Raw genomic sequence first — 23,950 nt, 5'->3', positions numbered from 1 at the left:
ATTGCGTCAACCGCCCAATCCAATTTCAAATTTTTCCTTCTCTGCGGTTACCAGATACGTATTTTGATCGATTTTGCGCACCTTGCAATGTTTCAGCTGCCCGATGTTTCGTTCCGTACGCAAAATAAAGTACATATCCTCCCGGAAATTCGTGATCCGCCCGGTCATGCGGTCCGCTTCGGTCGTCCAGGACACCTGGGAAGTGAGCGTGTTCACCAGACTGTTGGCCCCTTCGGTTGCCGTCATGGGACGCAGCCATGGGTACGTTTTTCCGACCCTCTCCAGCTTGGAGGAAAATTGGTCGTACAGTTTTTCCCACGTCAGCCCTTTTCCCCGTTCGCTGTCGATCACGTCGTCGGGATGGACGAAATGCGAAAATACCCCAAGCGAGGAGACCGTGTTGGCCTCGGCCCAGCGCTCAAACGGCGCTTCCACGTATCCGGAGGTCACCCGCGGCATCTCCACGATGCCGTCCGCAGCAATCTCGTATTCCTGCACGTAGGACAGGTTCTGGGCGTCCTCCTCGTATAACGAAGCGATCGTGGCCAACCCCGGCCAAGCTTCCGGGAGCAATTTGCGGCCTTCCTTGCTCAGGACGTTGGAAGGCGGTACGTAAGTATAGGTTTGGTAAGACGGGAACGCTTCTTGAAGGAACCGGTTCGCTTCCTTTATGGAGGCGGCCATGTCCGCTTCGCTTTTCCACGTCTTGTATTCATAGGCGCCCGCAACGGCAGGGTCCATCGTCAGCGCCTGATGATTATAACCATGGATGCCGATTTCGCCGCCGCTCTTGATCACTTCCCTGCCGTACGAGATCAGATTGTAGCGGTCTTCGTCAACCGGATAACGGAACGGAGGTTCGACATGATCCAGATAAGATTGAATCAGGACGGCGGTATATTTGAAATCGGACTTTTTGGCAGCTTTGAGCATGTCCGGCCACCAAACGTCATGGTAAAAACGGGGAATATCCTTTTTGTAAGCATCATAAATCAAAGGCGTCGTCCCGCTGCGGATCGGTGCAGGGAAATCGTCGATGAACAGTTGCTTCGTGTTGAACACCGGGTAAACGAAGTCGGGCTCGAGCATACTGATGCCGCCGGCCAACAGGCCGCGGTTGATTTTTTCCTGCAGAATCGTCCCGTTAAAAAACATAAAGCTGCCTTTGCCATAGTCCCGCTTCCACATCAGCGGCGTTCCCTCGCTGCTGACGGCCAACAGCTCGGCATCCCGGTCAAGCTCCACGCTGCTTGAGGTGTTGTTGATGAAGGGCTCGTTCATTTGCAGCCCGCTTTCCCCGATCAGCACGTTCGACTTCAGTTCGATTCCGTTGCTCTGAAACTGGTTGCCGACCGAAACGATGCCGAATTTCCGGTACAGCCTGTAAAACATGTCGTCCTGCTGCAAAGAGCTGGCGAACATGACATACCCGCCGTTTTGCACATAATCGCTTACTTCGGCGATGTTGCGGATCGGATCCAGTTCCTGATTGGCGAAGACGATCATCCGGCAATTTTGGAAAGGCACGGGGGCTTCCGCCGAATTGACGCTTACCGTATTCTTTTTCATGTACTGCAGCATTTTTACCGCGTTATCTTTGATCTTAACGCCGTATTCATCGTTGCCGTCATAAACGACGCAATATTTCGGCTCGCCGGCATCCGCCGGCAGCTGCTGTTTGGACAAGGCGATCAGAGACTGCCGATCCTTGGCCAGGTCATGGTTCTGGCTGAATTCCATGATGAACTCGGACCGCGACACCTGGACCGCAACCGCCATCAGCACAATGGCGGCGATGATGATATACACGTTACGTTTCAGCTTCACATCTACATTCATGTCATGCTCCTTCCGACCAGAATCGCACCGTGGTCAGCGCTCGATGAGACAGGCGGATAGGAGATTGCTTGAGCAAATCCAGCGTCTCCAGCAGCTTTTTGTGCGACTTCATTTCATAATAAACTTGAATCAATAGCAGGTAGGCTTCCTCCCGGTCCGGGCAGCGCTGCAAATAAGCCGTTGCGGTTTGCTCCGCCTCCGTATACCGTTTGAGCTCAAGTTCCGTTTTCGTTTTCTCTTCGAAGGCAAAATCGGTATCCGGGGCCGCTTCGATCAAATCCTTTAACACCGCAAGATAGGTGAATTTGTATTGCTGCAGCGTCCGCTCATCCAGAAACCCGCTCCGGATGTAGTCGCGGATCACGTTTGCATACGCTCTAAGCAAATCGGGATCCCTCCGGTTCGCCTCATACTGCACCGAGAGTTCCTGCATCGACAAGGTCAGCTTCCGCTTGACTTCCATCACCATACTGACCGCGTAATGGGAGGTTTCGGTATCTTCGTTGCTGACCGCCTTCTGCAAAACGTCAATGTAAGCCATCGCGTCCTGCTTGAGCACCTCCAGCATCACTTTGCGCCGTTCCGCGTGCTCATTGACGACAAGCGCTTCTTCGATCGCCAGCACGCCCCGATCCCGGTTAGCCTGGGTTTCCGTGTAAATATCCATCAGTTCGAACTCGGCCTTGCCTTTCTCGGCAAACAATTCCTCGTTGGTTTTGGAGCCTCTCCGCAGCCAGGCGTCCGGCCAAAACAGCGGAAACAGCCACCCGATGACAGGAAAAGCGCTGACGCAAACCCACCGCAGCAGCCATTCGCGCCGATTTTGGCGGTAAAAAAACCATAACACGACGGCACACAACAGAATATATACCAATACGACGAGTTCGATCATGACGCCGCTTCCTCTTCGATTAAACGCAGCCGAATTTGATGCTGCTCAAAACGCTTCAACACGTGCGGGGCGTCTTCCTGTCCGGTGTTGGACAGAAGGATGTACAGCCGGCCTTCGTCGCCTTCGCCGATATAATCCGTCTCGCGGAGAATGCCGGAGAGCTTGTCCGCATACGCCTTCAGGGACATCCCGCCGCAATCCGTTTCCAGCAGCAGATAAGGCGTATTGTGCTGCTCTTTCGCCTGCCGCTTGCTGTCCAAAATCGCCGCGAACGCTTCGGCGTTAAGCACTGCGGTCCCGTCGACGTAACGGATGCTCCGCATGGCCTCGACATAAGACAATGCCCGGGACAACGAGGATGAAACGAGTTCGACCGTAACCTTAAACAGGTTTTGATAATACAGCGAGAAATTGTCGAATTTCATGCTGCGAATGAAAATGACCGCCACGATCTCGTTTTTGTTCATCACGGGCGCGGCAAGCGCAGGGGCATGATCCAGCAGCTGCTTGTTCACGAAAGGTTTTCCGTTTTCGAACAGGTCCCGGAGGTAATCATGCTCGCTGACTTTCAAAGATTTGGCGCCGTTATCCTCCCCGCCCGATTGCGCGACAAGACGAAGATAGCTGAAGTCCGAATTTACGGCATAAATCGAAACGTCGGACGTTTTCATGATGGATTCGACGACGTTTAACGTGGCGTTAAAAATAAGCTCCGGCTCGAGGCTTTCAAGCTCTTTCGTGATGGAATAAATTTTTCCGAAGCTGTCCTCGCTGCTCAGAATCCGTTCCTGCAATTCGTCCTTGACCGCCCTTACTTCATTGTAAACGCCGGTAAGAAAGGCCTGCTTGTCCTCAAGAAGCACGATTTGCTCCTGCTGCGCCTGCAGCTTGCGGTTTTTCCGATCGATCGCGTAACCTACGACCAGGCCGACGAACAGGTACACGGCCGTTTGAAAGAAAAAGTCCGTATCGTAAAACAAGGAAACGAGTTCGCGTCCGTCCGCGATTTTTTCATAAATAAGAAGCCCGATGGATAACGCGACCGCCACGATCGACTGCCGGCTTCCATAAATAATGCCGATGACGACGATGTACAACAAACGGATATCGATAAAAGCAACCGTGTCGTTCCAGTCGCTCAGGATGAGCAAAGCGGCTAACGCAAACGCGACCAGATTTTCGACAAGAGGCATCCAAACCCGGATCTTGGCCCGTCCGGACCCCGGCTGCGTTTCCGATGCGGCGGCCATTTCCCGCCCGGCGGCATGTTTGGAGAACCAGGTGTACGTCCTGAAAAGCCCTTCCTTGACGCCGTACATCGGCGTCCAGTCCAAATCGCGTTTCACCGCGGCGTTATCCAGCCTCGAATGGCGGATATCCCCAGGCTGCGGATCCTGATAGACCACTTCCGCGGCGCCATGCAGTTCCTTCAGCTCGCCTGCCAATTGGTTGACGCTGCATTCCGTATTCGTAGATAGATTATAAACTCCCGTCAGCGACGAGTAGGATGCGCGGTAAATCGCATCGGCCACGTCTTCGACGTAAATGAAATCGCGGGTCTGCTCTCCGTCTCCGCGTATGTATAAAGGCTGCCCGGACAACAGCCGCTCCAAGAAGATGGATACGACGCCGCCCTCTCCTTTGCTCCCTTGGCGCGGGCCGTACACGTTGGAAAAACGGAAGCAAAGCGTATCCAGGCCGTATAACTCTTTCCACTTGCTGCAATAAGACTCTCCGACCCATTTGCTGATGCCGTACGGCGAGATCGGGTTGGCCCGCTCCGATTCCGAAATCGGCAAATGCTCGTTGGCTCCGTACACGGCGGCGGAAGAAGCAAAAATGAATTTTTTCGCCCCGTATTTTTGCGATAAACTGAGCATGTTGACGAGTCCAAGCACGTTGGATTCCGAATCATGCCTCGGATCGGCAATCGAAGACACGACGTTGACCTGTGCCGCCAAATGGACGACCGCATCAAACCGGTTGTTCCTGAAAATCTCTTCGCATTTCGTATCTTCTACCGACAGCTCGTACAATTTATGCTTGAAATGCACGCCTTCTTTGGTACCCGTGGACAGGTTATCGATGATATAAACCTCGTAGCCTTCCTTGGAGAAACGCTCCGCCACATGGTAGCCGATAAACCCCAAACCCCCGGTAATTAATACCTTCATGGCCCCACTCCTATCGATCTATTTTAACGACATATAAGCCGATAATGTTTCAAAATCCTTCATATCCTCCGACATTTCGAGGGTAAATCTCATTAAAAAACCCCGGGATAAATGTACTACTTACCGGGATAATAGAGAAAAATAAAATGATAGCAGGACTTATGGCTTACACATCAAATGAAAATATAACCCATTTCTTCAAGTTTTACAATGGGTTCTTATCGAATTTTGGAAATAAAAAAAACCTCCCTCCCATTTCAGTTTTTCTGAGATTGGGAGGGAGGGCAGTTATCCGTTTAGTTCTGCTGCTGCTTGTTGGCCGCAGGTTTCGGGACCGCAATCAATCCGCCGCTGGCGGGAAGCTTGTTTACGGAGGAGTCGTTGAGGACGAATCCGATTTTGATCGTCTGATCGGCCGTTACCCCAAGGTCGGCCAGCGGCACTAACGCTTCGATCGCCGTGTCGGTTGCCGCATAATCGCTTGTTCCTTTGTAGGTCCGGACGAGCTTCCAGGACCAATCCGTTCCGCCGGTTCCCGTATACCGGTACAGCACTCCGTTTTCAAGCAAAAATTCGGCGCCGCTTTGCGTAAACTTGCCGATTTTAAAACCGGTTTTGTCGTTATTGTCCGTATTCAAGAAAAATTGGCTTTTTTTCGTCAGTCCGTTGCCCTGAACGAGGATGCAGAGCCGCTTTTGTTCGATTACCGCTTTAAATAGGGAGGCGTACGCGCCGCCTTTGCTTAAGACCGGAACCTGCTGCCATTCGCCCGGATTTCCGTCGGCGGCATATTTGAATGCGGGCGCCGATACCGGATCCTTTCCGGCAACGTATTCCAGCGCCCCGATGTCCACCGTGCCTTCACGAATGCGAAGCCCGTTTTCATAGTCCCTGTTTTGTCCCGCCGCATACGTGTTGGAGCCTTTGTTGACCGCGGCGGAAGCCGATGTTAGCCGGATATTGCGATTGACGATATCCACGAACATCGGGTTGCCGATCAGCGAATGAATGTCGAAGCCGGTTGCCGTCTGGAAGGCGGGCAAGCTTTTATACGTGACCCCCTGCCATCTCCAAATCGTGCCGCTCCCCCCGCTTGCGTTGTAATGCAGATTATAATCCAGCTTGTTGCCGGAGCCGCTGGCATTGATTTTGTTGACGGACAGCTTCTGCTTGTTGCTGTAAATGATATTGTTGGCGATCAAATTGTCCACCGTATTCCATTGCAGCGTGATTTCGCCGTATCCTTGCATCAATGCGTCGTTTTCCACGAACGTATTATTTACGATCTTGTTGCCGGCCGCGCCGCCGTTGGACGAATCCGCGCCTCCCATGATCACCCCGGCGCCGTAGTTGTCGTGGATGAAGTTGTTTTGCACCGTGATATGGCTCGTCGCTTTTCCTTTTTTCTCGCTGGCGAGCTCGATCCCGAAATCGTTGGAGAACACGTGATTGCGTTCGATGACGATGTTGGCCGCCCCGTCGGCATAGATGCCCCCTGCCGCATGAATGCCCGTCCCGTAGGCCGGATTGCCGGAGGAATCGATGCCGTACACGATATTTCCGGATACGACGCCGTTCCGGGTCTGATCCACGCATCCGCTTGCGCACGCGCCGTAAAATCCGGCAAGTTCGATGCCGATATTGTTATTTTCGAACACTTTATTGTTTGTGATCTCAAAACCGTCGATGTTGCCGCTAAGCGTCAGCGATTCGCTTTTTCCGGTCATCAGGTGATGGACCCGGTTCCCGCTGATCGTCAGGCCGGTTAACGGGACCGAAGTATTGCCCAGCACGTGGATCCCGTGCGCGTTTCCGGACGTGGAGGTGTTTCGGATATCATGGATATCGTTGTTCAAAATCCGGATGCGGCTGCCTCCGTTTTTGATGCGGATCCCCGCCGGATCGTAAGAGGAGCTCGACGTCGCCAAGTTCCGGATTTCGAAACCTTCCCAGGTCAAGTTGCTTACGCCTGCCAAATACACCAGGGCCTGATTGCCGGAAGCCACTTCCAGCCCCGAACCGTCAAGGACGGGGGTTTCGCCGGGGTAATTCCGCACGGCAATGCCGGCCGTTTCCGTCCCCGAGACGTTGACGTTCACGAACTCGGAATAAACGCCGCCCCTGACATACAACGTGTCCCCCGGACCCAGGCTGTTAACCGCCTTTTGCAGCGTTCTCCACGGGGCGTCCGCGCTGCCGGAATTCTGGTCACTGCCCGTAACGGCCACATAATACTCATTCCCGGAAGCCGCATAGGACGTATCCGCCGCCAGATTCCCCATTCCGAACCAACATGACAGGAACACGCAAAAGCCCAACGCTGTTTTGATCACCTTCTGAACGAACATGTTTGACAGATCTCCTCCCCGTGCATAAAAATCCATATCTGCCGCATTGCTTAAAAATACCATGAAAACGCCCCGAAGGAAAGCAAGCGCGCAAACATCGGAAGACTTGCGAGATAACCATCGGCGCAGCACTGAGGTATCGTATGCACGGAATCTTTGAAAAGGGACCCTGAATATGCGGATCAACGAGAGAGCGGCCGAAACATCGCATGCCCGCGGTATGCCGGGGGCCGCTCGTGGACTGCGGTTACTTGCCGACCTGCTTCAAAAAAGGAGTGATTTCCCCGGCATACGTCACATGCAGCCGGTGCATCGCCCTTGTGCAGGCCACGTACAGCAGGCTCCGATCCAGCTCTGTGAAGTATGTTTCGCGGTCGGCAAACGGAACGATCACCTGATCGAACTCCAGCCCTTTCGCCATATGGGCAAAGGTGACCGTGATGCCTTCCCGGAAGCCGTCGCTGTCGAAATCCAGCAAATGCACGTCCGCGTGCAGATCTCCGATCCCCTGGACGACCCGCTCGGCCTGCGCTTTGGTTTTGCAGACGATGCCGAGGGAATGGAGCTTCCCATTCAAAAACCGGCGGCATAATGCGCGGATTCCGTCCATCTCCTGCTGCATGCTGCCATATCCCGTGACCTGCGGCTCTTCCCCGTGCCGCTCCACCGGAACCAGGTCAGGGTTCGGTTTGATCTGCAGCGCGAAGTTCGTGATTTCGAGCGTGGAACGGTAGCTTTTGAGCAGCTCCACCGTTTCGGCGCGTTGAAACACCTTCTTGATCTCGGCGAGGGTCGTGGAGGAATACGGGTTCACCGATTGGGTCGCATCGCCAAGGATCGTTTTTTTGCACGGAAACCGTTTGGCAAGCACCGCGTATTGCACGGGGGCGTAATCCTGCATCTCGTCCACCAGCAGATGTTTGACGAGCTGCATCGGTTCCGTACCCTCGATGAGCATCTTCAAATAAATCAGCGGAAAAACATCCGCAAATTCGATCGTTTTTTTTCCGAGCGGCTTGAACATCTCCGGTCTGCCGATATGATCGTAAAACGCCTTGTACAGCGCAAGCATGTTTTGCGCGCCGAACATTTTTTTCACGCCCGTTTTTATTTTTTTGACGGCAGCGGGCGTCAATCTCTCCCCGTCTTCGGTTCGGGTTTGCCCGCCGACGACCGCCGCCGTTTTGGCCAGACGCTGCTGCAGGGGCAGCCCCGCCGCCGCTAGATAGCTGTTCATAACAACCTCTTTGGCGATCGTAACGCGATCCAGCACGATATCCTCGGCTTCAAAGAAAAACGACTCCGCATGTTTCGCGAATTCCTCCAACTCCCGGATCAGCTCCAACCGGGCCTTGAACCGGATCCGCTCGGCAAATGCCCCGTCCCGCTCCTCCAGCAAGACGGCCGCCTGTTCGTAAAACGTCTGGAATCGGCAGAGGCTTCCGAGCTCCTGCGCAGCCAGTTCTTCCATGCTCGTCTCCATGATCATTTCTTCGCCGAGCTCGGGCAGCACGTTCGAAATAAAATCGGAAAACGCCTTATTCGGCGAAATGATGAGCACGTTGCTCGAGGTCAGCGTTTCTTTGAACCGGTACAGCAGATAAGCGACCCGGTGCAGGGCAACCGACGTTTTGCCGGAGCCCGCCACCCCCTGGATGATCAGTTCGCCCGCCGTTTCGTTCCGGATGATCCGGTTCTGCTCCTGCTGGATCGTCGCCACGATGTTTTTCATTTTTTCGTCCGAGCTGCTGCTGAGCTCTTTTTGCAGCACGTCGTCGTTAATGTTCATCGAACTTTCGATCATGTAATCCATGACGCCGTCCTTGATTTTGTACTGCCTTTTCGCCGTCATTTCGCCTTCCACTCTTCCCATGGGCGCTTCGTAACGGGCTTTCCCCACATGGAAATCGTAGAACAGGCTCGCAATGGGCGAACGCCAATCATAAATCAGGTTGCGCTGGCCGTCCTCTTCGCTGAACGCATGCACGCCGATGTAACAGGCATCCGCCTCCGGTCGGTCCTCTGCCTTAAAATCCACCCTTCCAAAATAAGGCGAGCCGACCAGCTTGCCGATCCGCTGCCGCTTGGCCACAGCTTTTTCTCCCGCATCGATCGACAACGAGATGTCCACCCGGTTTGCCGCGCGTTCCGCCGGGTCCAGCTGGGCCATGTTGATCCACAGATATTTTTTGGCTTCAATAATGTCCTGATAAGCATCCGATACTTTATCCTCCATCGCGGCCAGCGCCACCCGAAGCTTATTTATGATGTCCCGCAAATGCTGCCGTTCGGCCGCTTCGCTTTCGTATAACATTGCGTCTTCGCCTCTCTTCCCCTTAAGAATGAACTTAAGTATAGAGAAAAACGAAAAAAAATATAGACTTATTCTTTCGGCTGTAGTATTATATTTTTATCTTGGGTCCAAAAATAGGTATACACTTTATGTCTAATATTACATATTAAAAACCAGATTGCCTTCCCGGCAGATCTGGTTTTTTTGCTTTTTCGTCATCGCTGCTCCCTTCCATAAGACCAAACCAAAACCCCCGAAGGCAACGAAATCGCTACTTACGGGGGTTAGACGGAATTGGCTCTGGATGAACTGCGCCGATTTTTTTTAATTCTCCTTAAAACACGAGGCCGATGATCGTCGCCGACAAAAAGCTCACCAACGCCGCTCCGTACAACAGCTTCAGCCCGAATCCGGCCACCACGTTGCCCTGTTTTTCGTTCAAGCCCTTCACCGCGCCGACGATCGTGCCGATCGAGCCGAAGTTGGCGAAGGAGATCAGGAACACCGATACGATCGCTTTGGCGCGTTCGCTGAATTCCCCTTGGACCTTCACGAAGTCGAGCATCGCCACAAACTCGTTGGCCACGATTTTCGTAGCCATAATGCTTCCGGCTTTGATCGCTTCATTCCATGGCACGCCCATGAGGAATGCAAACGGAGCAAGCACGTAGCCGAGAACGTTTTGGAACGAAATGCCGAACACGCCGCTGAAAATCCCGTTGACCATGGAGATCAGGGCGACGAATCCGACCAGCATCACGCCGACGATGACGACCACCTTAAAGCCGTCCATGATATATTCGCCGAGCATTTCGAAAAAGGTCTGCTTCGTCTCTTCCTGCACTTCGAGAATATCGTCTTCCGGCTGCACCTTGTAAGGGTTTACAATCGAGGAGATAATGAATCCGCCGAACAGGTTCAAGACGAGCGCAGCCACGACGTATTCCGGCTTGAGCATCGTCATGTACGAACCGACGATCGACATGGACACGGTCGACATCGCGGATGCGCACAGCGTGTACAGCCGCTGCCGCGGCAGCAGGCCGATCTGCTTTTTGAAGGAAATAAACACTTCGTTTTGGCCGAGGATGGCGGAAGCGACCGCATTGTACGACTCCAGCTTGCCCAATCCGTTCACTTTGCTGAGCGCAAGGCCGATGTATTTAATGATAAACGGCAGGATTTTATAATGCTGCAAAATGCCGATGAGCACCGACATGAACACGATCGGCATCAGGACGTGGAAAAAAAACGAATGGATGCCTTCGTTGACGATGCCGCCAAACACGAAATCCGTGCCTTCGTTCGCAAAATTCAAAATTTTCGCGAAGCCGTCGGCAAAACCTCTGACCAAAAATTCCCCGATGCTTGTCTTCAGCAAAATCAGTCCGAGCACGATCTGCAGCGCAATCATGACGAGAATCGGACGGAATTTGATGTTCTTCTTATCCGAGCTGACGAGCCAGGCAAGCGCGAGCACGACGACAAGTCCAATCAGAGCGATCACATATTTCATGATGTCTCCCCCATTTTTTGTGAATTAAATCACAATATTTTCCGGATCTACAGCGCTACGCGTCCGCTATAATGGTCTCAAGCGCAATTTCCGCCATGAGATTAAAGGACTGCTCGCTGTCTTTATGCGCGGAGCGTTCGCCCGTCAGCAGCTGGCTTCCCACCGTCAGGATCGTCAATGCCCGAACCCCGTATTTGGCGGCCAGCGTATACAGCGCCGTGCTTTCCATCTCGACGGCCAACACCCCGAACTCCATGAATTTATGAAGCCTTGCCATCGTCTCCCTGTAAAACTCGTCGGAATTGTACACATTCCCCACGGACACGTTAGCGCTGCGGCGAACGGCCTCCTGGTACGCTTTCATCAGCAGGCCGAAATCCGCCGACGGCGCATAGTTGCAGCCGAGGAAAATTTTCTCCGTCATGTTGCTGTCCGAAGAAACCGCCTGCGCGAGCACGATATCGCGGATTTGCAGCTCCTTCTGCATCGCGCCGCAGGTGCCGATCCGGATGAGCTTTTTCGCCCCGTAATCCTGGATCAGCTCGGTGGCATAAATGCTCATCGACGGATTTCCCATGCCCGTCCCCTGCACCGATACCGGAACCCCTTTATACAACCCGGTAAAGCCGTACATCCCCCTGACCTCGTTGTAGCACCGAACGTTCTCCAGAAAATGTTCGGCCACGAATTTGGCGCGCAGCGGATCGCCGGGCAGCAGCACCCGTTCCGCGACGTCTCCGGCATTGGCTCCCAGATGAATACTCATGTTGCATTTCCCCTTTGGATTAAACTCGCGAGCGATGTTTCTGTGATCGCTTACAGTAGTCATCTTAAAGGGAATCCGCGGCCGAAACTAGCCCAAATGCTGCCGTTGGAAACGGAAGAAAAAGGACCATGCTATTTACGACATCAGCTCCTGGCGGATGTTCTCCAGGTCCCTTTTCGTCGGAATGGTCGAAATCAGAACGGTCGGCACGCTCGTCAAGGAGACGGGCATCGTGCTGATCACGAAATCGATCTGCTGCTCCCGGATGATGTCATCGGTCAGCCCGTGCAAAATCGAGGTTTCGATCGTCAGGTCGTCCCCGATTTCCCGTTTGATCAGGTTCGCGACGTAATGGCGCACCGAAAACTCCTCGCCGATGATCAAAAACGCCTTTTTGCTTTTATACCGGAGGCTGGCGCTGACCATAAACGTCAGTTTGGTCAAATGATAGTCGTTGTACATGAGCTCGGGAAAACTCCGCTGCCATTGCCGCATGCATTCCGATACCGCCGCATAGATCGGCTGCTCCTTGTCGCGGATATACCCGGTCAGGTGGCTGTGCGAGACGGCCATCAGCTCGGGAATGGCGTTATCGATGCGCAGCTTGTCCATGAATTCCCGGATTTCGGCCAGGAAACGGGAGCTGGCGTTCAGCGCCGGAAATGCGTTTTCCAGAATCGAAATGAGCAGGCCGGACATCCGGCTTTCTGCATCGTCTTCCTGCTCCGAAGCAAGGGCCCTTCCCCCGAATACAGGGAACCCGTCCTTGCCGTGATACTGGCTCAAGCTGAACATCGACTGCAAAAAATAAACCTCTTCGCGGGGCAACACGACGCCGTACGCCGCAGCCAGCTTTTCCGACATCTTCAGGACCGGCCCGAAAAACGGATGGCGTTCCCATGCGTAGCTTCCGCTTTTAAGCGCAACCCGGTGCCCCTGCTTGACCCTTTCGAGCACGATCGCGATCAGGAACGACAAACTCCGTTTTGCGTTCAAAAAATAAATCATTCCGTTTTCCCGCTCGATCTCGGCCACCCAGCCGTCCAGACGCGCGTAATCGGCATTCGAAAAAGGCCATCCGGTATAAGGATAAGCCTCGGTGAACAGCTTCCATAAAAAATAGCGGACATGGATTTCGTTTCCTTTCAGCGCCGGCGCCGAATACGTGATCCGCAGCTGAAACGGGCGCAGTTCGTCCCGGTTTAGCTGGATGATCCATTTTTTGAACGAAGAAAAGCTCATATACAGCTCTTCCGCTACCTCCTCGGCGGAGGTGTTGCCGTCATGCATGAACAAACGCTGCATCAGGCGGAAATACGGCGTTTCCCGAAGCAGCGGTTCCAAAACTTCCTGAATGCTTGTCCCATGCCGGTCCCGGCGGAACATGATGCCCTTCCCCCTGGATACCTCGATCTGCATGGACGGGGGCAGCAGGGGGATGGCGGACTCGACGATCTTACGGACGGATTTGTCCGATACGCCCATCTCGCTTTCCACCTCTGCGAACGTAAACCACCGTTCTTCCCGGTCCAGCAGCTTCAGCAGCGATTTCAGCTGCCTGTATTCCTTATTCATGTCATCACCTTTGCCGGATGCTTTCCGCCGAACCTAGCGGCACATCCCTCATTGTTGCCGGCGGAAGCCGTTTTCAGCCCGAATGCTGCTGCTCCATCCGGAAAAGCTTTTGGTCGATCAAAAAATTGAGCAGAATGCGGTTAAATTCCCGCGGCTGGCACAAATGGCTCGGATAAATCGCGTCCTCGATCACCGCTTTCTGGGCGCAGGCGAACCGCTCCACCGCCTTGTTCATCTGGTTGACGAACCATTCGCTCTGCCTGCCGGCCACGCATAACACCGGCATCCGCAGCCGGGACAACACCGGATCGATATCCGCCTTAAGCAGCGCCATCCGTTGTTTGATCGACTCGGTCGGCCGTTTATGAAACAGCTCGTTCCTTAAAATGCTGTAGGCCGGAATCCACCTGTGATACGTTACGCGCAGCGACCGGAGAAAAAACTCGGCGGGAAGATAATAGGAAATCCAGCTGCAGGCCTCCAGCAGCTTCCAGATGCCGTTTTTCGTGCCGAAAGGGCCGCACGGCCCGTAAAAATAACTATCCACCAGCACAAGCGCGTTGACGCGGTCCGAATAGGTTTCCGCGAATTTTTGCACCAGCAGGCTGCCGCTCGAGCAGCCGACCAGCGTCACCTTCGGCAAGCCGAGCTTATCCAGCAGCTCTTTCAGGTCCCTGCACTGGGTGTCGACGATTTCCTCGACTTCCACATTCAATTTACCCGAATTGCCGTAACCTCTCAAATCGAGGACGATGACCTTCGCCCTTTTGCTGAAATATTCCACTTGAGGCTCAAAACTATGATGAGATGAAAGATGTCCGTGAATAAAGACGATCGGCACCCCGCTGCCATGCGTCTCGTAATATAGCGACGTTCCATTCACTTGTATGTTAGGCAACTTCCTTCTCCTCCCGCTATGCATGGTCTGTCGATGTGTTTTTTTATATGTGGGTCGAACCTTCGTTAACCTCGGCAAAATGCTCATGTCAAAAAAAGAAGCACGGAAAGAGGAACCCTCTTTCCATGCTTCTTCAGGCAAGGCAAAATAAACCTTGCTTGGCATGTATAAAAGCAGCCTCTCTTCTCACGCTTACGAGGTTAGCTGTCGGATTCGGACCAAGAGTAGCCCTACTCGAATGCGATTTCAAGATTCACCCCATGTGACGAACGGTTGGTTGTCACGGCCGGTTCCCCCGTTTTCCGCCGGAACGGAAATTCAGCGATCATAGACATTCATGTTATTTTTTCGCACAGAAAAACACAGAGCGGATACCCTGTGCTCGTTGACAACTCACAGTTTCACTCCTCTCTCCTAGCGACGCTTACGAGGTTAGCTGTCGGATTCGGGCCGTGAGAGCTGCCCTACGGACGGAAAGCTGATCCAAGACAGCCTCTTCATCCGATTCACCCCAAGCAGCCGGCTATATCCATGGAGACTCGGAATGCATGCCGGTGCCGATGTGGTTCCCCCGCTTTTCGCGATTGAAAATTCAGCGTAATCCATTCATGAACCAAAGATTTTTCATAATGAGTTGAATATACGCCTGAGCCGACGAACTGTAAAGGTTGGTTACAATAGAATTCATGGCCTTTTTTATAGCTTTTGCCGGTTTCCGGCCCCTGATCCTGCCCAATCATTCATTTACAACCGATAGCTTCCGTTTCCTTGATTTATACATCGTTCATCTTGTTATAACCAAGCGCTCTTCCGAGATCGATACAGAACTTGGCGGGAAAAATGAATACCCCCCCATCAGCCATATAAGAACTCCTTCGTACCAATCAGAACTATTCAAAGCCTTTGAACCGCTGCTACGATAATGGTGTCATAAGGCATCTTCATTCCATGGATCGCAGGGAGGTGAATGATTGAACAACAATAAAAGAGGACATCACGGATTTATCCATGAGGTCGCAAAGAACCGTTATCTGTATCTGCTTGCGCTTCCCGGCATGCTGTTCCTGCTTGTCTTTGCGTATACGCCGATGCTGGGACATTTGCTTGCCTTTCAGAATTACCGGCTTTCAGACGGTCTATTGGGAAGTCAATGGGTAGGATGGAGAAACTTCGAGTTTTTCTTTTCAACCAATGACTGGCTGCGCGTCACATGGAACACCGTATTTTTGAATGGGCTGTTTCTGGTGTTCGGTCGATACCACATTCACGATCCAAGACTATCCGTCGAAAGCATCGCCGACCACATCGAGTTGTCCGCCAAATATTCCCGTCAATTGTTTCTCGACCATTACGGAATGTCGCTGTCCAATTATATTTTGAATATGCGGATCGAAAAGGTAAAGGAATTGCTCACGGAGACCGACATGAGCGTTGCCGAAATCGCGCAGCAAGCCGGGTTTCAGACGAAAAGCCATTTTTTTACCGCCTTCAAAAAAGCGACCGGCATGACGCCGGCCCAATATCGTTGCCGACAGATGGACGAGGCGAGCGGTTGATTCAGATCGCCGATTCCACGTATTCATCCGGCTTGATGCCTTCGTACCGCACGAAAGCACGTTTGAAGGAATAGACGTTTTCGTAACCTACCCGGCGGGCGATATCGTCCATCCCGAATGTTTTCTCCCGCAGCAGCTCCTTGGCCGTTTCCATCCGGAGCCGGCATAAATAGTCGTAGAAGTTGATGCCGGACACTTCCTTGAAGATTTTGGAGACATGGGATACCGACATGCCGCATCTTTCCGCCAGCTGCTTCAGCGAAATGTCGGCGCTGGTGTAGTTCTGGTTCACGAATTGAAGCAGCTCGCTGCCGACGGCAAGCGAAGGCGAGGTATTGGCATAACGTTTCCGTTCGCAAATTAACGTGCCGACCTCAAAAACGTAGCTCCACATCCCGCCGATGTCCCCCGCTCCCGCCCGGCTCGCGAATTGCTTGGCGTATAGGCACGTGTCCAGGTTCAGCTCATGCAGCACCCTCAGCATCGTTTCCATCAACAAGGATACCAGCTTGGTTTCGCTCGGTTCGGGCAGCCGCCGCTTTTTGTTTTCCTCGCTGATTTCGTGCAAGATTTGCATCGTCGTATCCAGGTTGCCGATTTTCAGGTTATTGATCAGTTGAACCTCCCAATCGGTCGGATAATAATAATCGACGCCTGGCTGAATCTCCTCCTTCTGCACCGGGAGATGCTCCCTCGCGAAGAGGGTATACTGCAGGCTTTCGTTGGCCGCATAATACGATTTGCTGATGCCGACCAGCCCTTTTTCCGCCGTGCCGCATAAAACGTCCGGCTGAAAGCCGCAGGCCAGCCCGATCTCGCCCGCGATTTCGGCCGCGATGCTCTCCAGCTCCCCTTCGCTGCCAAGCGGCTCGACAGAAGAAAGAATGAGCGCTTTGTCCGCATTGGTCACCTCAAACAGCTCGTACGCGAGCCGGTGACGGCTCATCGCCTGTTCCACGATCACGATCGTCATCATTTCGATTTTCCGGATCCGTTCCATGTCGGACAAATCGCGGAGTGCATGGAAACTGATCAGCAGCGTGCAATAAAACATGTCGTCGGTATAACCGATGCCGAATTTTTTCAGCCCGTTCACCTGCTGATCATCCGTAAAATACCCTTTCAGCAGGCGCAGAAACAGGTTCGATCTCGCGGCGCTTTCGTAATCCTGCATCGATTGCTGGAGGTTTTTGTTTTCGAGCAGCAGCCGGTCGAACGATTTTTCGATATAGCTGTATTCCGAGCCGGAAATTGGGGCGCCGCCCTTCCCGTCTTCCATCCGGACCGCCGCAGACAGCTTGTTCAGCAGGGCGCCGAGCGGGCGGTAGCTGACCTTGGCCAGCAAAAAGGCCATGCAGGCGCCGAGGACGACGGAAATCGCGATCGCAAGCAGCGAGCCGACAAGATTGTTGATGCCGATCACGCTGCTGTCGGTATAGGTAATCGTGTACCGCAAATCGCCGGCCTTGGACGGCAGCTCAAACGCATAACGGCCCGAATCGGCCTGAAGGTCTCCAGGCGCGCTGCGCGTTTGGCGGTAAATCAAGGCGCCATGCGACGACATGACGATCTCCTTGGATTCGATCCCGGCAAAACGATGCATATAACCGGAAAAGTAAGCGCTGTCAATAAAAAGGACCAAAACCGCGCGCGGATGGTTGACGACCTCCAGGCTTTGCAGCACCGGAATGACCCGCTTGCCGCTGCCCCATAATTTCATGTCCACAGGCGGCATGATCTTGAAATACTGCTGCTCGGCCAACGCGGCCTGAAGCTTCCGCTCCGTTTGCCCGTCGAATGCGGCGACCCCCTGAAAAAAGCGGTCTTCCGGATAAATGCCCCATGGCGTCAAAACCTGGCCTTTTTCGGGGAACACGACCATGCCGAAGGAGAGGATGCCAAGCGAATTGATATCGTTATCGAGACTTTTGCGGATCTCCAGCATCTTGAACAAGTCGAATTCCTGATCGTATACGTTCGTATTTTGCATCAGCTTTTTCACCCAGGCTTCGTTGCCCAGCATTTTGCCCATGTTTTTCAGCTCGTTCAGCTTATTGTCGACGAGATCCGCGATCCGGCTGGCATCCGCCGCCTGTTTTTGGCGCTGCTGTTGTTTTTCCTCCATCATGTTCCGCTGCACGTTAAGCGAGCTGAATACGATGATGGGAATGATCAGGATCGCGGTATACGACAAAAAGATGTTGCGGAACGTTCCGCTTCCGAAACCTTTATAGCGCAAAAACAACCCCTCCTCCGGTTGGTATGACGCAAACGATAAAAAGCAAAAGCAGGAAAACGGCGATCTTTTCGCGCGTTTTGCGAATAACCGCCATTTTCCCTATTGGATGTTCGACGTTGCCGTTAACGTTATTGGATGCTGTTGTACCGGTCAAGCAGCTGCTGGTTGATTTCGATCAAATCGTCCAGCCCGAGCTTCTTCAGCTCGGAGATATATTGATCCCAATTGTCGAGCGATTTCTGACCGAGAGCCAGCTTGGTCGCAAGCTCCTGCGAGTACGTCGTCAAGTTGGTCAAAATTTTCGTCTTCTTTTCGAGCTGCTGATCGTCCGGGATGGCCAAATACATGTCGTTCATGTTGACGAAATACGGCTTGTAGTTCAGGATGTTTAACTCGTTATCGATTTTGTGCTGAGGTTTGTCGATCAGCTCAAACTCGAGGTTGGCGAATTGAACGCGAGGGAAGACGGTATCCCCGAACAGCTGACGGCCCGTGGCCTGACCCATTTTGGCCAGCTCTTCTTCCGATACATTGTTGATATATACTTTTGCCCCGTTGGCGTCCTTTTTGTACGTTTGACCTTCAATTCCCCAATACAGAAGATCTGCGTATTTCTCCGAATAGATCGTATCGAAAAACTTGATCGCGGCTTCCACATCCTTGCAGTCTTTCGTAATCGCATATTTCTGCCATACGAGGAACGGCGGTTCCAATTGGGCTGCCGGAGTGATGTTGTCAACCGCTTGGAGCGGCATGAGCGGCAGGAATTCGCCGCCGCCATTGATCGTCGGCTCCTGGTACGTTTCCAGGTTGTAGTCGGTTAAGGAAGCCACCTGGTTTTCCGTCATTTTTTGCTGCTTTTGCTCCCCTGTCGCCCCGATCAGGCTCGTATCGAGAACGCCTTCTTTTACTAACTGCTGCAGGTAGCGGAAGTAATCTTTGATGCCGTCTTGATACCATGGCGATACCACCTTTTTGTTTTCGACATCCACCGCCGTGATATCCGTGCCCAGCCCGAACCATTGAGCGATGGCGCCGTTAAACGCGCTTGGATCGTAAACCAGAACCTCGTCCTGCTTGCCGTTTCCGTTGGCATCCTTTTCCCGGAATGCTTTTAAGGTTTGCGAATATTCCTCGGCTGTTTTTGGAACCGGAAGATTCAGCTTATCCAGCCAATCTTTGCGGAGCAGCATGGTCAGGGATACCGGGGCCGGTATATTTCCCTGGTATGTTTTTTTGTGCAGATTGCTAAACCAGTACATGCTGCCGTCAGGCGATGTCGTCGATTTTTTGGCGAAAGTCATTTCCTCGTTGTACATTTTTTTGATGTTGCCGTTGCTGTACTTCTCGATCAGCGGATTCAGATCAAGCAGCACGCCCTGCTTTGCCAAATTCAGTACCGTCGTGTTGTCCAGAGCCGAGATATTCACGATGTCGGGAAGAGAAGAACCGGAAGCCATCCGGGTTTGAATGGTCACTTTGTATTGCTCCGCCGGAACCAGCTCGTAATCCAATTGCAAGCCGGCATCGGTGAGCATCTTGTCGACTTCCTTCCATACCGGATACTTCTCCCTGTCCTCGAATTTGATATATTTGTTCGAGCCGGCCGGCCCGAGCAGCCGGAGCTTGCCGGTTTTCTGCCCGGTTTCGGGATTGCCGCCGGCTTCCTCTTTTTTGCTGTCGGCCCCGCCGCCGTTGCTGCCGCCGCTGTTGCAAGCGGTTACGGATATGATTAAAACAACCGCCATCATAGCGGATACGAACGGTTTTTTCCACTTTTTCATTGCGTTTTCCCCCTTTGAATGGTCGCAGCCTATTCTTTTAACGAGCCGAGAAGCGCTCCTTTAATGAAATACCTTTGGAAAAACGGGTACGTAAAAATGACCGGCAGCGTGGTGAACACGATGATCGCGTATTTCAGTTGGATATTGGAAAGCATGTTGGCCACGGCATTTTTCGTATCCTCAAGCGACAGCATTTTCAAATCGACCGATTGCTGCACGACGACGCGGTACAAATACATTTGCAGCGGGTGCAGCTTTTCGTTCGGCAAATACACGAGCGCGTCGAACCAGCTGTTCCAAATGCCGACGACCGAATAAATGGCGATGACCGCCAGAATCGGTTTGGAAATGGGCAGAATTACGCGGAACAGCAGCTGCAAATGGGAAGCGCCGTCGATAAATGCCGATTCCTTGAGTCCGTCCGGAATGGTCGTAAAAAAGGTTCTGACGAGAATGATGTTCCAAATGCTGACCATGCCGGGGATGATCACCGCAAACATCGTATTGTACAATCCAAGCTTGTTGACCAGCAGATAGGAAGGAATCAACCCGCCGCCGAAATACATCGGGATCAGCAGGAAAGCGACGAGCCATTTTCGCCCTTTTAGCGTGCGTACCGTTAGCGGGTATGCGCCTAAAACAGCCGTAAGGCAGTTCAACAACGTCCCTGCGGCCACGTAGATGAGCGTATTGGAGTATGCCCACCACATTTTCGTGTCGCTGACGATCAGTTTATAGGAATCGAGAAAAAATCCTTTCGGGTACCAAAACACGTTCATGGCTGCCACTTCCGTCGGCGAACTGATGGACATGATGATGACGAGATAAAAAGGATACAGCGTAATGAGGCAAATAAAAAGCGCAAGCGCATACAAAACAATGTCGACCGCTACAGAACCCTGCTTGATCTTGTTCGGATTTCTTCTGACCGAGGCGGCCATCGTACTCCCCCTTACCATAAGGCGTAATCGGAATATTTGCGGCTGAGCGAATTGGCGATGTACAGCAGCGTGAAGTTAATGAGCGAAATAAACAATCCGACCGCCGTCCCCGAGCTGAAGTTTCCGCCCAGCAAACCGTCGCGGTACAAATACGTGCCGATGACATCCGCCGTCTCGTATACCATCGGGTTGTAAATAAGCAGGATGAACTCGCTGTTTGCCGAAAGCAGATTGCCGATCGCGAAAATAAGCAAAATAAAAATCGTCGGCCGGATGGACGGCAGCGTAATATGGAGCATTTGCTTGAAACGGTTTGCTCCGTCCATTTTGGCTGCTTCATATAAATGAGGATCGACGGAGGACATGGCCGCCAAATACAAAATGCTGCTCCATCCGAACGATTTCCAAATGCTTGTGATGGTATAAATCGCCGTAAAATAGCCGGGTTCGGTATTCAGCGCCACCGGCGTGCCGCCAAACAGTTTGACGATCGCGTTGACGATGCCGTCCGTATTGATAAAGGACAAAACCATGCCCGCCACGACGACGTTCGAAATGAAGTGGGGCAAATAACTGGCCGTCTGCACGTATTTTTTGAATACGCCGCTTTTCAACTCGTTCAGCAGCAAAGCGAACAGAATCGGCACCCAGAAACCGAACACGAGAAAATAAAAGCTGAGCAAAAACGTGTTGCGCATCAATCTGCCGAAATACGGGCCGTTAAAAAAATCGATGAAATGCTGAAAGCCCACCCAATCGGTCTCATGCAGCGAGAAAAAAGGTTTTCCCGGGTAATAATTTTGAAAAGCAATGATGACGCCGTACATCGGAATGTAGCTGAATATAAAAATATGGACAAGAACGGGAAGCATTATCAGGTAGAGCTGCATATTGTCGCGCCATCGGAACGACATGCGCCCGCCCGGTTGTCGAACGGCTTTCATGGTCTTCCCCTTTCTTCATCGGTCTCGCGGTCTTGCGGGCCCGCTTCCGCTGGATTCATCATAATGGGCCGTTTCAAACGAAGGCAAGCAACATTTTTTGATCGGCTTCGCAATATTTTCGGAGACGGAACATTCCGGTTTTGCAAAAAAGCAGGAAATCCCCGTCGTTATAAGGTTTTTTGGAGATTTCAACCGGTCCATATTTTCCGCAAATCGAGATGCCCGCCAGAATGTTTTTCGCCCAGCTTTCCTGCGTTTGGCCCGCGCCGCCGTTTGTTAAGCCCGCTCCCCCTCCCGAGTCTTCCGCTACTCTTTCGATAGTTCCTCTATCGGCAAAAACACCTCTCGTCCCGAGAAAAGTTCGTAAATGAGTCGTTTTTAAGGAAATACCTAATAAAAATAGTGAGTAATTCACATAAAATCCGAACAATAACTTGATAATTCTTCGTTTTTTTTGTATTATAAATCTCGTGAACTCCTTATCACCAAAAATATTTCATAGTTTGAAGGTGACCAATGGTTCATTCCGATTCCAACGAATTCAAGCAGAAGCTGAGCCAGGTATACAATGATGTCTCGAAGGAACTGTTCGGCTTTGGAACTTCCTTGCTGAGGACAAGCATCCATCCCGAGGCGATCGCGATTTATGCCCGGCACCGTCGTTCTCCCCGCTCCACCGTTCTGGAAGGCGAGGTTCCGGCTTTGAAATACGAAGTCGACTTTTATATGTCGATGATCTACAAGAAAAAGCTGAAATCCCGACTGGAGGATGAGCTGGATCTCCGGATCGAAGCTCTTCTTCGGGACTACGATCCCGCAACGCAGTGGGCGGTCACGAACATTATTTTAAAAACAGATTCATAACCCGCGGCGCTTTCCTTTTGATTTATCTTAAGGACTGCCCGTGCCAGGAAAGCAAACGGATGCCGCTATTTCTTTGTTTACATTGAAAAAGCGCTCTAGTTAGAGATTCATTCTACCTAGGGCGCTTTTCTTTTTTCTGAAATATACAAATTTAACCAAAAATTATACGGGAGTGAATCATCGTGAAAAAAACATGGATCAAAGGACTACTTGCCTGCAGCCTTTCCGCGCTTGTCCTGGCCGGATGCGGCAGCACAAACGGGGACGGAGGAGATTCGTCCGGCGCCAAGAAGCAAAAACTCGTCGTCTCGACTTGGGGCTTTGCGGAAGACTTCTATAATAAGGAAGTTTATGAACCGTTCGAAAAGGCGCACAACGTCGACATCGTTCTGGAAACGGGAAACAATGCCGACCGGCTCAGCAAAATCCTTCAAGGAAGCTCCGACGTCGACGTCATCTACTTGTCGGATTATTACGCGCAGCAGGGCATCGAAGCGGGCGCCTTCGAAAAAATCGACCGCAGCCGCCTCAAAAACCTGGATCAAATTTATGACATCGCCAAAGCGCCAAACGGGGAGGAATACGGTCCTGCCTATACGGTCGGCCAACTCGGCATCGCCTACGATCCGAAAGCGGCCGGCATGAAAATCGAGTCTTGGAGCGATTTGTGGAAACCCGAGCTGAAAGGCAAGCTGACGATGCCGAGCATCACGTCCACCAGCGGCCCGATGATGGTCGACGCCGCCTCCAAAGTTGCGGGAAGCGCCGAGTTTAACGAAGACAAAGCTTTCGAACGATTGACCGCGCTGAATCCGAGCGTCGTGAAATACTACAGCAAAACCTCCGAATTCGTGAACATGTTTACCCAAGGCGAAGCCGCTGCCGGGCCGATCATGCAAATGTACGTGGGCGACCTGCAAAAAGCCGTTCCCGGCATCGAATTCGTCACGCCGAAAGAAGGCGCTTATGCCATCATCAATACGCTGAACGTCGTCAAAGGCAGCAAAAACAAGGCATTGGCCGAAGAATTCATCGACTGGCAGCTGAGCCAGGAGGTACAGGAAAAAGCGGCGAAAGCCAAGGTCGATTCCCCTGCCAATAAAAACGTAAAACTGACGGCCGAAGAAGCCAAAGGCGTAACCTACGGACCCGAAGTCGTCGAGAAGCTGCAAAAGCTCGATATGGGGTTCGTGAACAGCCATTTGAAAACATGGACCGACCGCTTTAACCGGGAAGTCACCCGCTAAGCGTTTGCGGGTCCGTGCAGCATTTGTACGGCAGGGGCTGCTTGCCCCTGCCCTTTTTATTCAAGCCACGAAAG

At 52.4% G+C, this 23,950-nt stretch carries 17 protein-coding genes and 2 riboswitches; of the genes, 3 read left to right on the top strand and 14 right to left on the bottom strand.

All coding sequences use genetic code 11. From position 1 onward, the window contains the following. Nucleotides 1-6: 6 nt before the first annotated feature. The 9 genes from AC27KL_RS10985 to AC27KL_RS10945 form a co-directional block, all read right to left on the bottom strand. Nucleotides 7-1,839 (bottom strand): DUF2194 domain-containing protein, encoded by a 1,833-nt coding sequence (locus tag AC27KL_RS10985; protein ID WP_487169673.1) that lies wholly within the window; start codon nucleotides 1,837-1,839, stop codon nucleotides 7-9. 1 nt (nucleotide 1,840) lies between these two features. Next, nucleotides 1,841-2,731, bottom strand: coding sequence for a tetratricopeptide repeat protein (locus AC27KL_RS10980; RefSeq protein ID WP_487169672.1), 891 nt, complete (start codon nucleotides 2,729-2,731; stop codon nucleotides 1,841-1,843). Beyond that, nucleotides 2,728-4,905: an NAD-dependent epimerase/dehydratase family protein gene (locus AC27KL_RS10975; RefSeq protein WP_487169671.1), complete on the bottom strand. Its 2,178-nt coding sequence runs from the start codon at nucleotides 4,903-4,905 to the stop codon at nucleotides 2,728-2,730. Before AC27KL_RS10975 ends, AC27KL_RS10980 begins: the two co-directional genes overlap by 4 nt. A 296-nt stretch (nucleotides 4,906-5,201) precedes the next feature. Then, the gene (locus tag AC27KL_RS10970) at nucleotides 5,202-7,253 is read right to left on the bottom strand and encodes a right-handed parallel beta-helix repeat-containing protein (RefSeq protein WP_487169670.1); all 2,052 of its coding nucleotides are present in this window, start codon (nucleotides 7,251-7,253) and stop codon (nucleotides 5,202-5,204) included. Nucleotides 7,254-7,500: 247 nt separating this feature from the next. Further along, nucleotides 7,501-9,567 carry a HelD family protein gene (locus AC27KL_RS10965; protein ID WP_487169669.1) on the bottom strand — a complete coding sequence of 689 codons (2,067 nt, stop codon included), beginning with the start codon at nucleotides 9,565-9,567 and terminating at the stop codon, nucleotides 7,501-7,503. A 313-nt stretch (nucleotides 9,568-9,880) separates the two neighbouring features. Next, nucleotides 9,881-11,062: a NupC/NupG family nucleoside CNT transporter gene (locus AC27KL_RS10960; protein ID WP_487169668.1), complete on the bottom strand. Its 1,182-nt coding sequence runs from the start codon at nucleotides 11,060-11,062 to the stop codon at nucleotides 9,881-9,883. A gap of 55 nt (nucleotides 11,063-11,117) precedes the next feature. Next, nucleotides 11,118-11,828 carry a purine-nucleoside phosphorylase gene (gene deoD, locus AC27KL_RS10955; RefSeq protein WP_487169667.1) on the bottom strand — a complete coding sequence of 237 codons (711 nt, stop codon included), beginning with the start codon at nucleotides 11,826-11,828 and terminating at the stop codon, nucleotides 11,118-11,120. Between the two features lie 135 nt (nucleotides 11,829-11,963). Continuing rightward, nucleotides 11,964-13,403: an AcpB/EbpR/MafR family transcriptional regulator gene (locus AC27KL_RS10950; protein ID WP_487169666.1), complete on the bottom strand. Its 1,440-nt coding sequence runs from the start codon at nucleotides 13,401-13,403 to the stop codon at nucleotides 11,964-11,966. A 73-nt stretch (nucleotides 13,404-13,476) separates the two neighbouring features. After that, nucleotides 13,477-14,301, bottom strand: coding sequence for an alpha/beta fold hydrolase (locus tag AC27KL_RS10945; RefSeq protein WP_339321676.1), 825 nt, complete (start codon nucleotides 14,299-14,301; stop codon nucleotides 13,477-13,479). A 173-nt stretch (nucleotides 14,302-14,474) separates the two neighbouring features. After that, a riboswitch (cyclic di-AMP (ydaO/yuaA leader) is annotated at nucleotides 14,475-14,635 on the bottom strand. A gap of 72 nt (nucleotides 14,636-14,707) precedes the next feature. Further along, nucleotides 14,708-14,909: riboswitch (cyclic di-AMP (ydaO/yuaA leader) on the bottom strand. Nucleotides 14,910-15,272: 363 nt separating this feature from the next. Between AC27KL_RS10945 and AC27KL_RS10940 the strand changes: the two genes are divergently transcribed. Beyond that, complete coding sequence (locus AC27KL_RS10940; protein WP_487169665.1) at nucleotides 15,273-15,857, top strand: helix-turn-helix transcriptional regulator; 585 nt, start codon at nucleotides 15,273-15,275, stop codon at nucleotides 15,855-15,857. Nucleotide 15,858: 1 nt separating this feature from the next. Here AC27KL_RS10940 and AC27KL_RS10935 read toward each other — a convergent pair whose 3' ends face one another. From AC27KL_RS10935 to AC27KL_RS10915, 5 genes are all read right to left on the bottom strand, one after another. Continuing rightward, on the bottom strand, nucleotides 15,859-18,096 hold the full coding sequence (locus AC27KL_RS10935) for a helix-turn-helix transcriptional regulator (RefSeq protein WP_487169664.1): 2,238 nt from the start codon (nucleotides 18,094-18,096) through the stop codon (nucleotides 15,859-15,861). A gap of 128 nt (nucleotides 18,097-18,224) precedes the next feature. Beyond that, a complete protein-coding gene (locus AC27KL_RS10930) occupies nucleotides 18,225-19,880 on the bottom strand; it encodes an extracellular solute-binding protein (RefSeq protein WP_339321678.1) in 1,656 nt (551 codons plus the stop codon). 29 nt (nucleotides 19,881-19,909) lie between these two features. Beyond that, nucleotides 19,910-20,821, bottom strand: coding sequence for a carbohydrate ABC transporter permease (locus AC27KL_RS10925; protein ID WP_487169663.1), 912 nt, complete (start codon nucleotides 20,819-20,821; stop codon nucleotides 19,910-19,912). Nucleotides 20,822-20,832: 11 nt separating this feature from the next. Beyond that, on the bottom strand, nucleotides 20,833-21,765 hold the full coding sequence (locus AC27KL_RS10920; protein ID WP_487169662.1) for an ABC transporter permease: 933 nt from the start codon (nucleotides 21,763-21,765) through the stop codon (nucleotides 20,833-20,835). Between the two features lie 73 nt (nucleotides 21,766-21,838). Continuing rightward, a complete protein-coding gene (locus AC27KL_RS10915) occupies nucleotides 21,839-22,195 on the bottom strand; it encodes a hypothetical protein (protein WP_487169661.1) in 357 nt (118 codons plus the stop codon). Nucleotides 22,196-22,281: 86 nt separating this feature from the next. Here AC27KL_RS10915 and AC27KL_RS10910 point away from each other — a divergent pair, with 86 nt between their 5' ends. Both AC27KL_RS10910 and AC27KL_RS10905 read left to right on the top strand, forming a co-directional pair. After that, entirely contained in the window at nucleotides 22,282-22,629 is a 348-nt protein-coding gene (locus AC27KL_RS10910; RefSeq protein ID WP_036708005.1) for a hypothetical protein, read from the top strand. Nucleotides 22,630-22,811: 182 nt separating this feature from the next. Further along, on the top strand, nucleotides 22,812-23,876 hold the full coding sequence (locus AC27KL_RS10905) for an ABC transporter substrate-binding protein (RefSeq protein ID WP_487169660.1): 1,065 nt from the start codon (nucleotides 22,812-22,814) through the stop codon (nucleotides 23,874-23,876). Nucleotides 23,877-23,950: the final 74 nt, after the last annotated feature.

This window comes from Paenibacillus sp. YAE3, from assembly GCF_057546105.1.
This window is presented reverse-complemented; position numbering and strand designations above follow the sequence as displayed.

What these genes read in the sequence shown, in the direction of transcription:
- AC27KL_RS10965 (WP_487169669.1), bottom strand. Translation starts at nt 9,567, where the DNA reads ATGTTATACGAAAGCGAAGCGGCCGAACGGCAGCATTTGCGGGACATC.
- AC27KL_RS10930 (WP_339321678.1), bottom strand. Translation starts at nt 19,880, where the DNA reads ATGAAAAAGTGGAAAAAACCGTTCGTATCCGCTATGATGGCGGTTGTT.
- AC27KL_RS10910 (WP_036708005.1), top strand. Translation starts at nt 22,282, where the DNA reads ATGGTTCATTCCGATTCCAACGAATTCAAGCAGAAGCTGAGCCAGGTA.
- AC27KL_RS10920 (WP_487169662.1), bottom strand. Translation starts at nt 21,765, where the DNA reads ATGAAAGCCGTTCGACAACCGGGCGGGCGCATGTCGTTCCGATGGCGC.
- AC27KL_RS10975 (WP_487169671.1), bottom strand. Translation starts at nt 4,905, where the DNA reads ATGAAGGTATTAATTACCGGGGGTTTGGGGTTTATCGGCTACCATGTG.
- AC27KL_RS10925 (WP_487169663.1), bottom strand. Translation starts at nt 20,821, where the DNA reads ATGGCCGCCTCGGTCAGAAGAAATCCGAACAAGATCAAGCAGGGTTCT.
- AC27KL_RS10950 (WP_487169666.1), bottom strand. Translation starts at nt 13,403, where the DNA reads ATGAATAAGGAATACAGGCAGCTGAAATCGCTGCTGAAGCTGCTGGAC.
- deoD (WP_487169667.1), bottom strand. Translation starts at nt 11,828, where the DNA reads ATGAGTATTCATCTGGGAGCCAATGCCGGAGACGTCGCGGAACGGGTG.
- AC27KL_RS10985 (WP_487169673.1), bottom strand. Translation starts at nt 1,839, where the DNA reads ATGAATGTAGATGTGAAGCTGAAACGTAACGTGTATATCATCATCGCC.
- AC27KL_RS10980 (WP_487169672.1), bottom strand. Translation starts at nt 2,731, where the DNA reads ATGATCGAACTCGTCGTATTGGTATATATTCTGTTGTGTGCCGTCGTG.
- AC27KL_RS10970 (WP_487169670.1), bottom strand. Translation starts at nt 7,253, where the DNA reads ATGTTCGTTCAGAAGGTGATCAAAACAGCGTTGGGCTTTTGCGTGTTC.
- AC27KL_RS10960 (WP_487169668.1), bottom strand. Translation starts at nt 11,062, where the DNA reads ATGAAATATGTGATCGCTCTGATTGGACTTGTCGTCGTGCTCGCGCTT.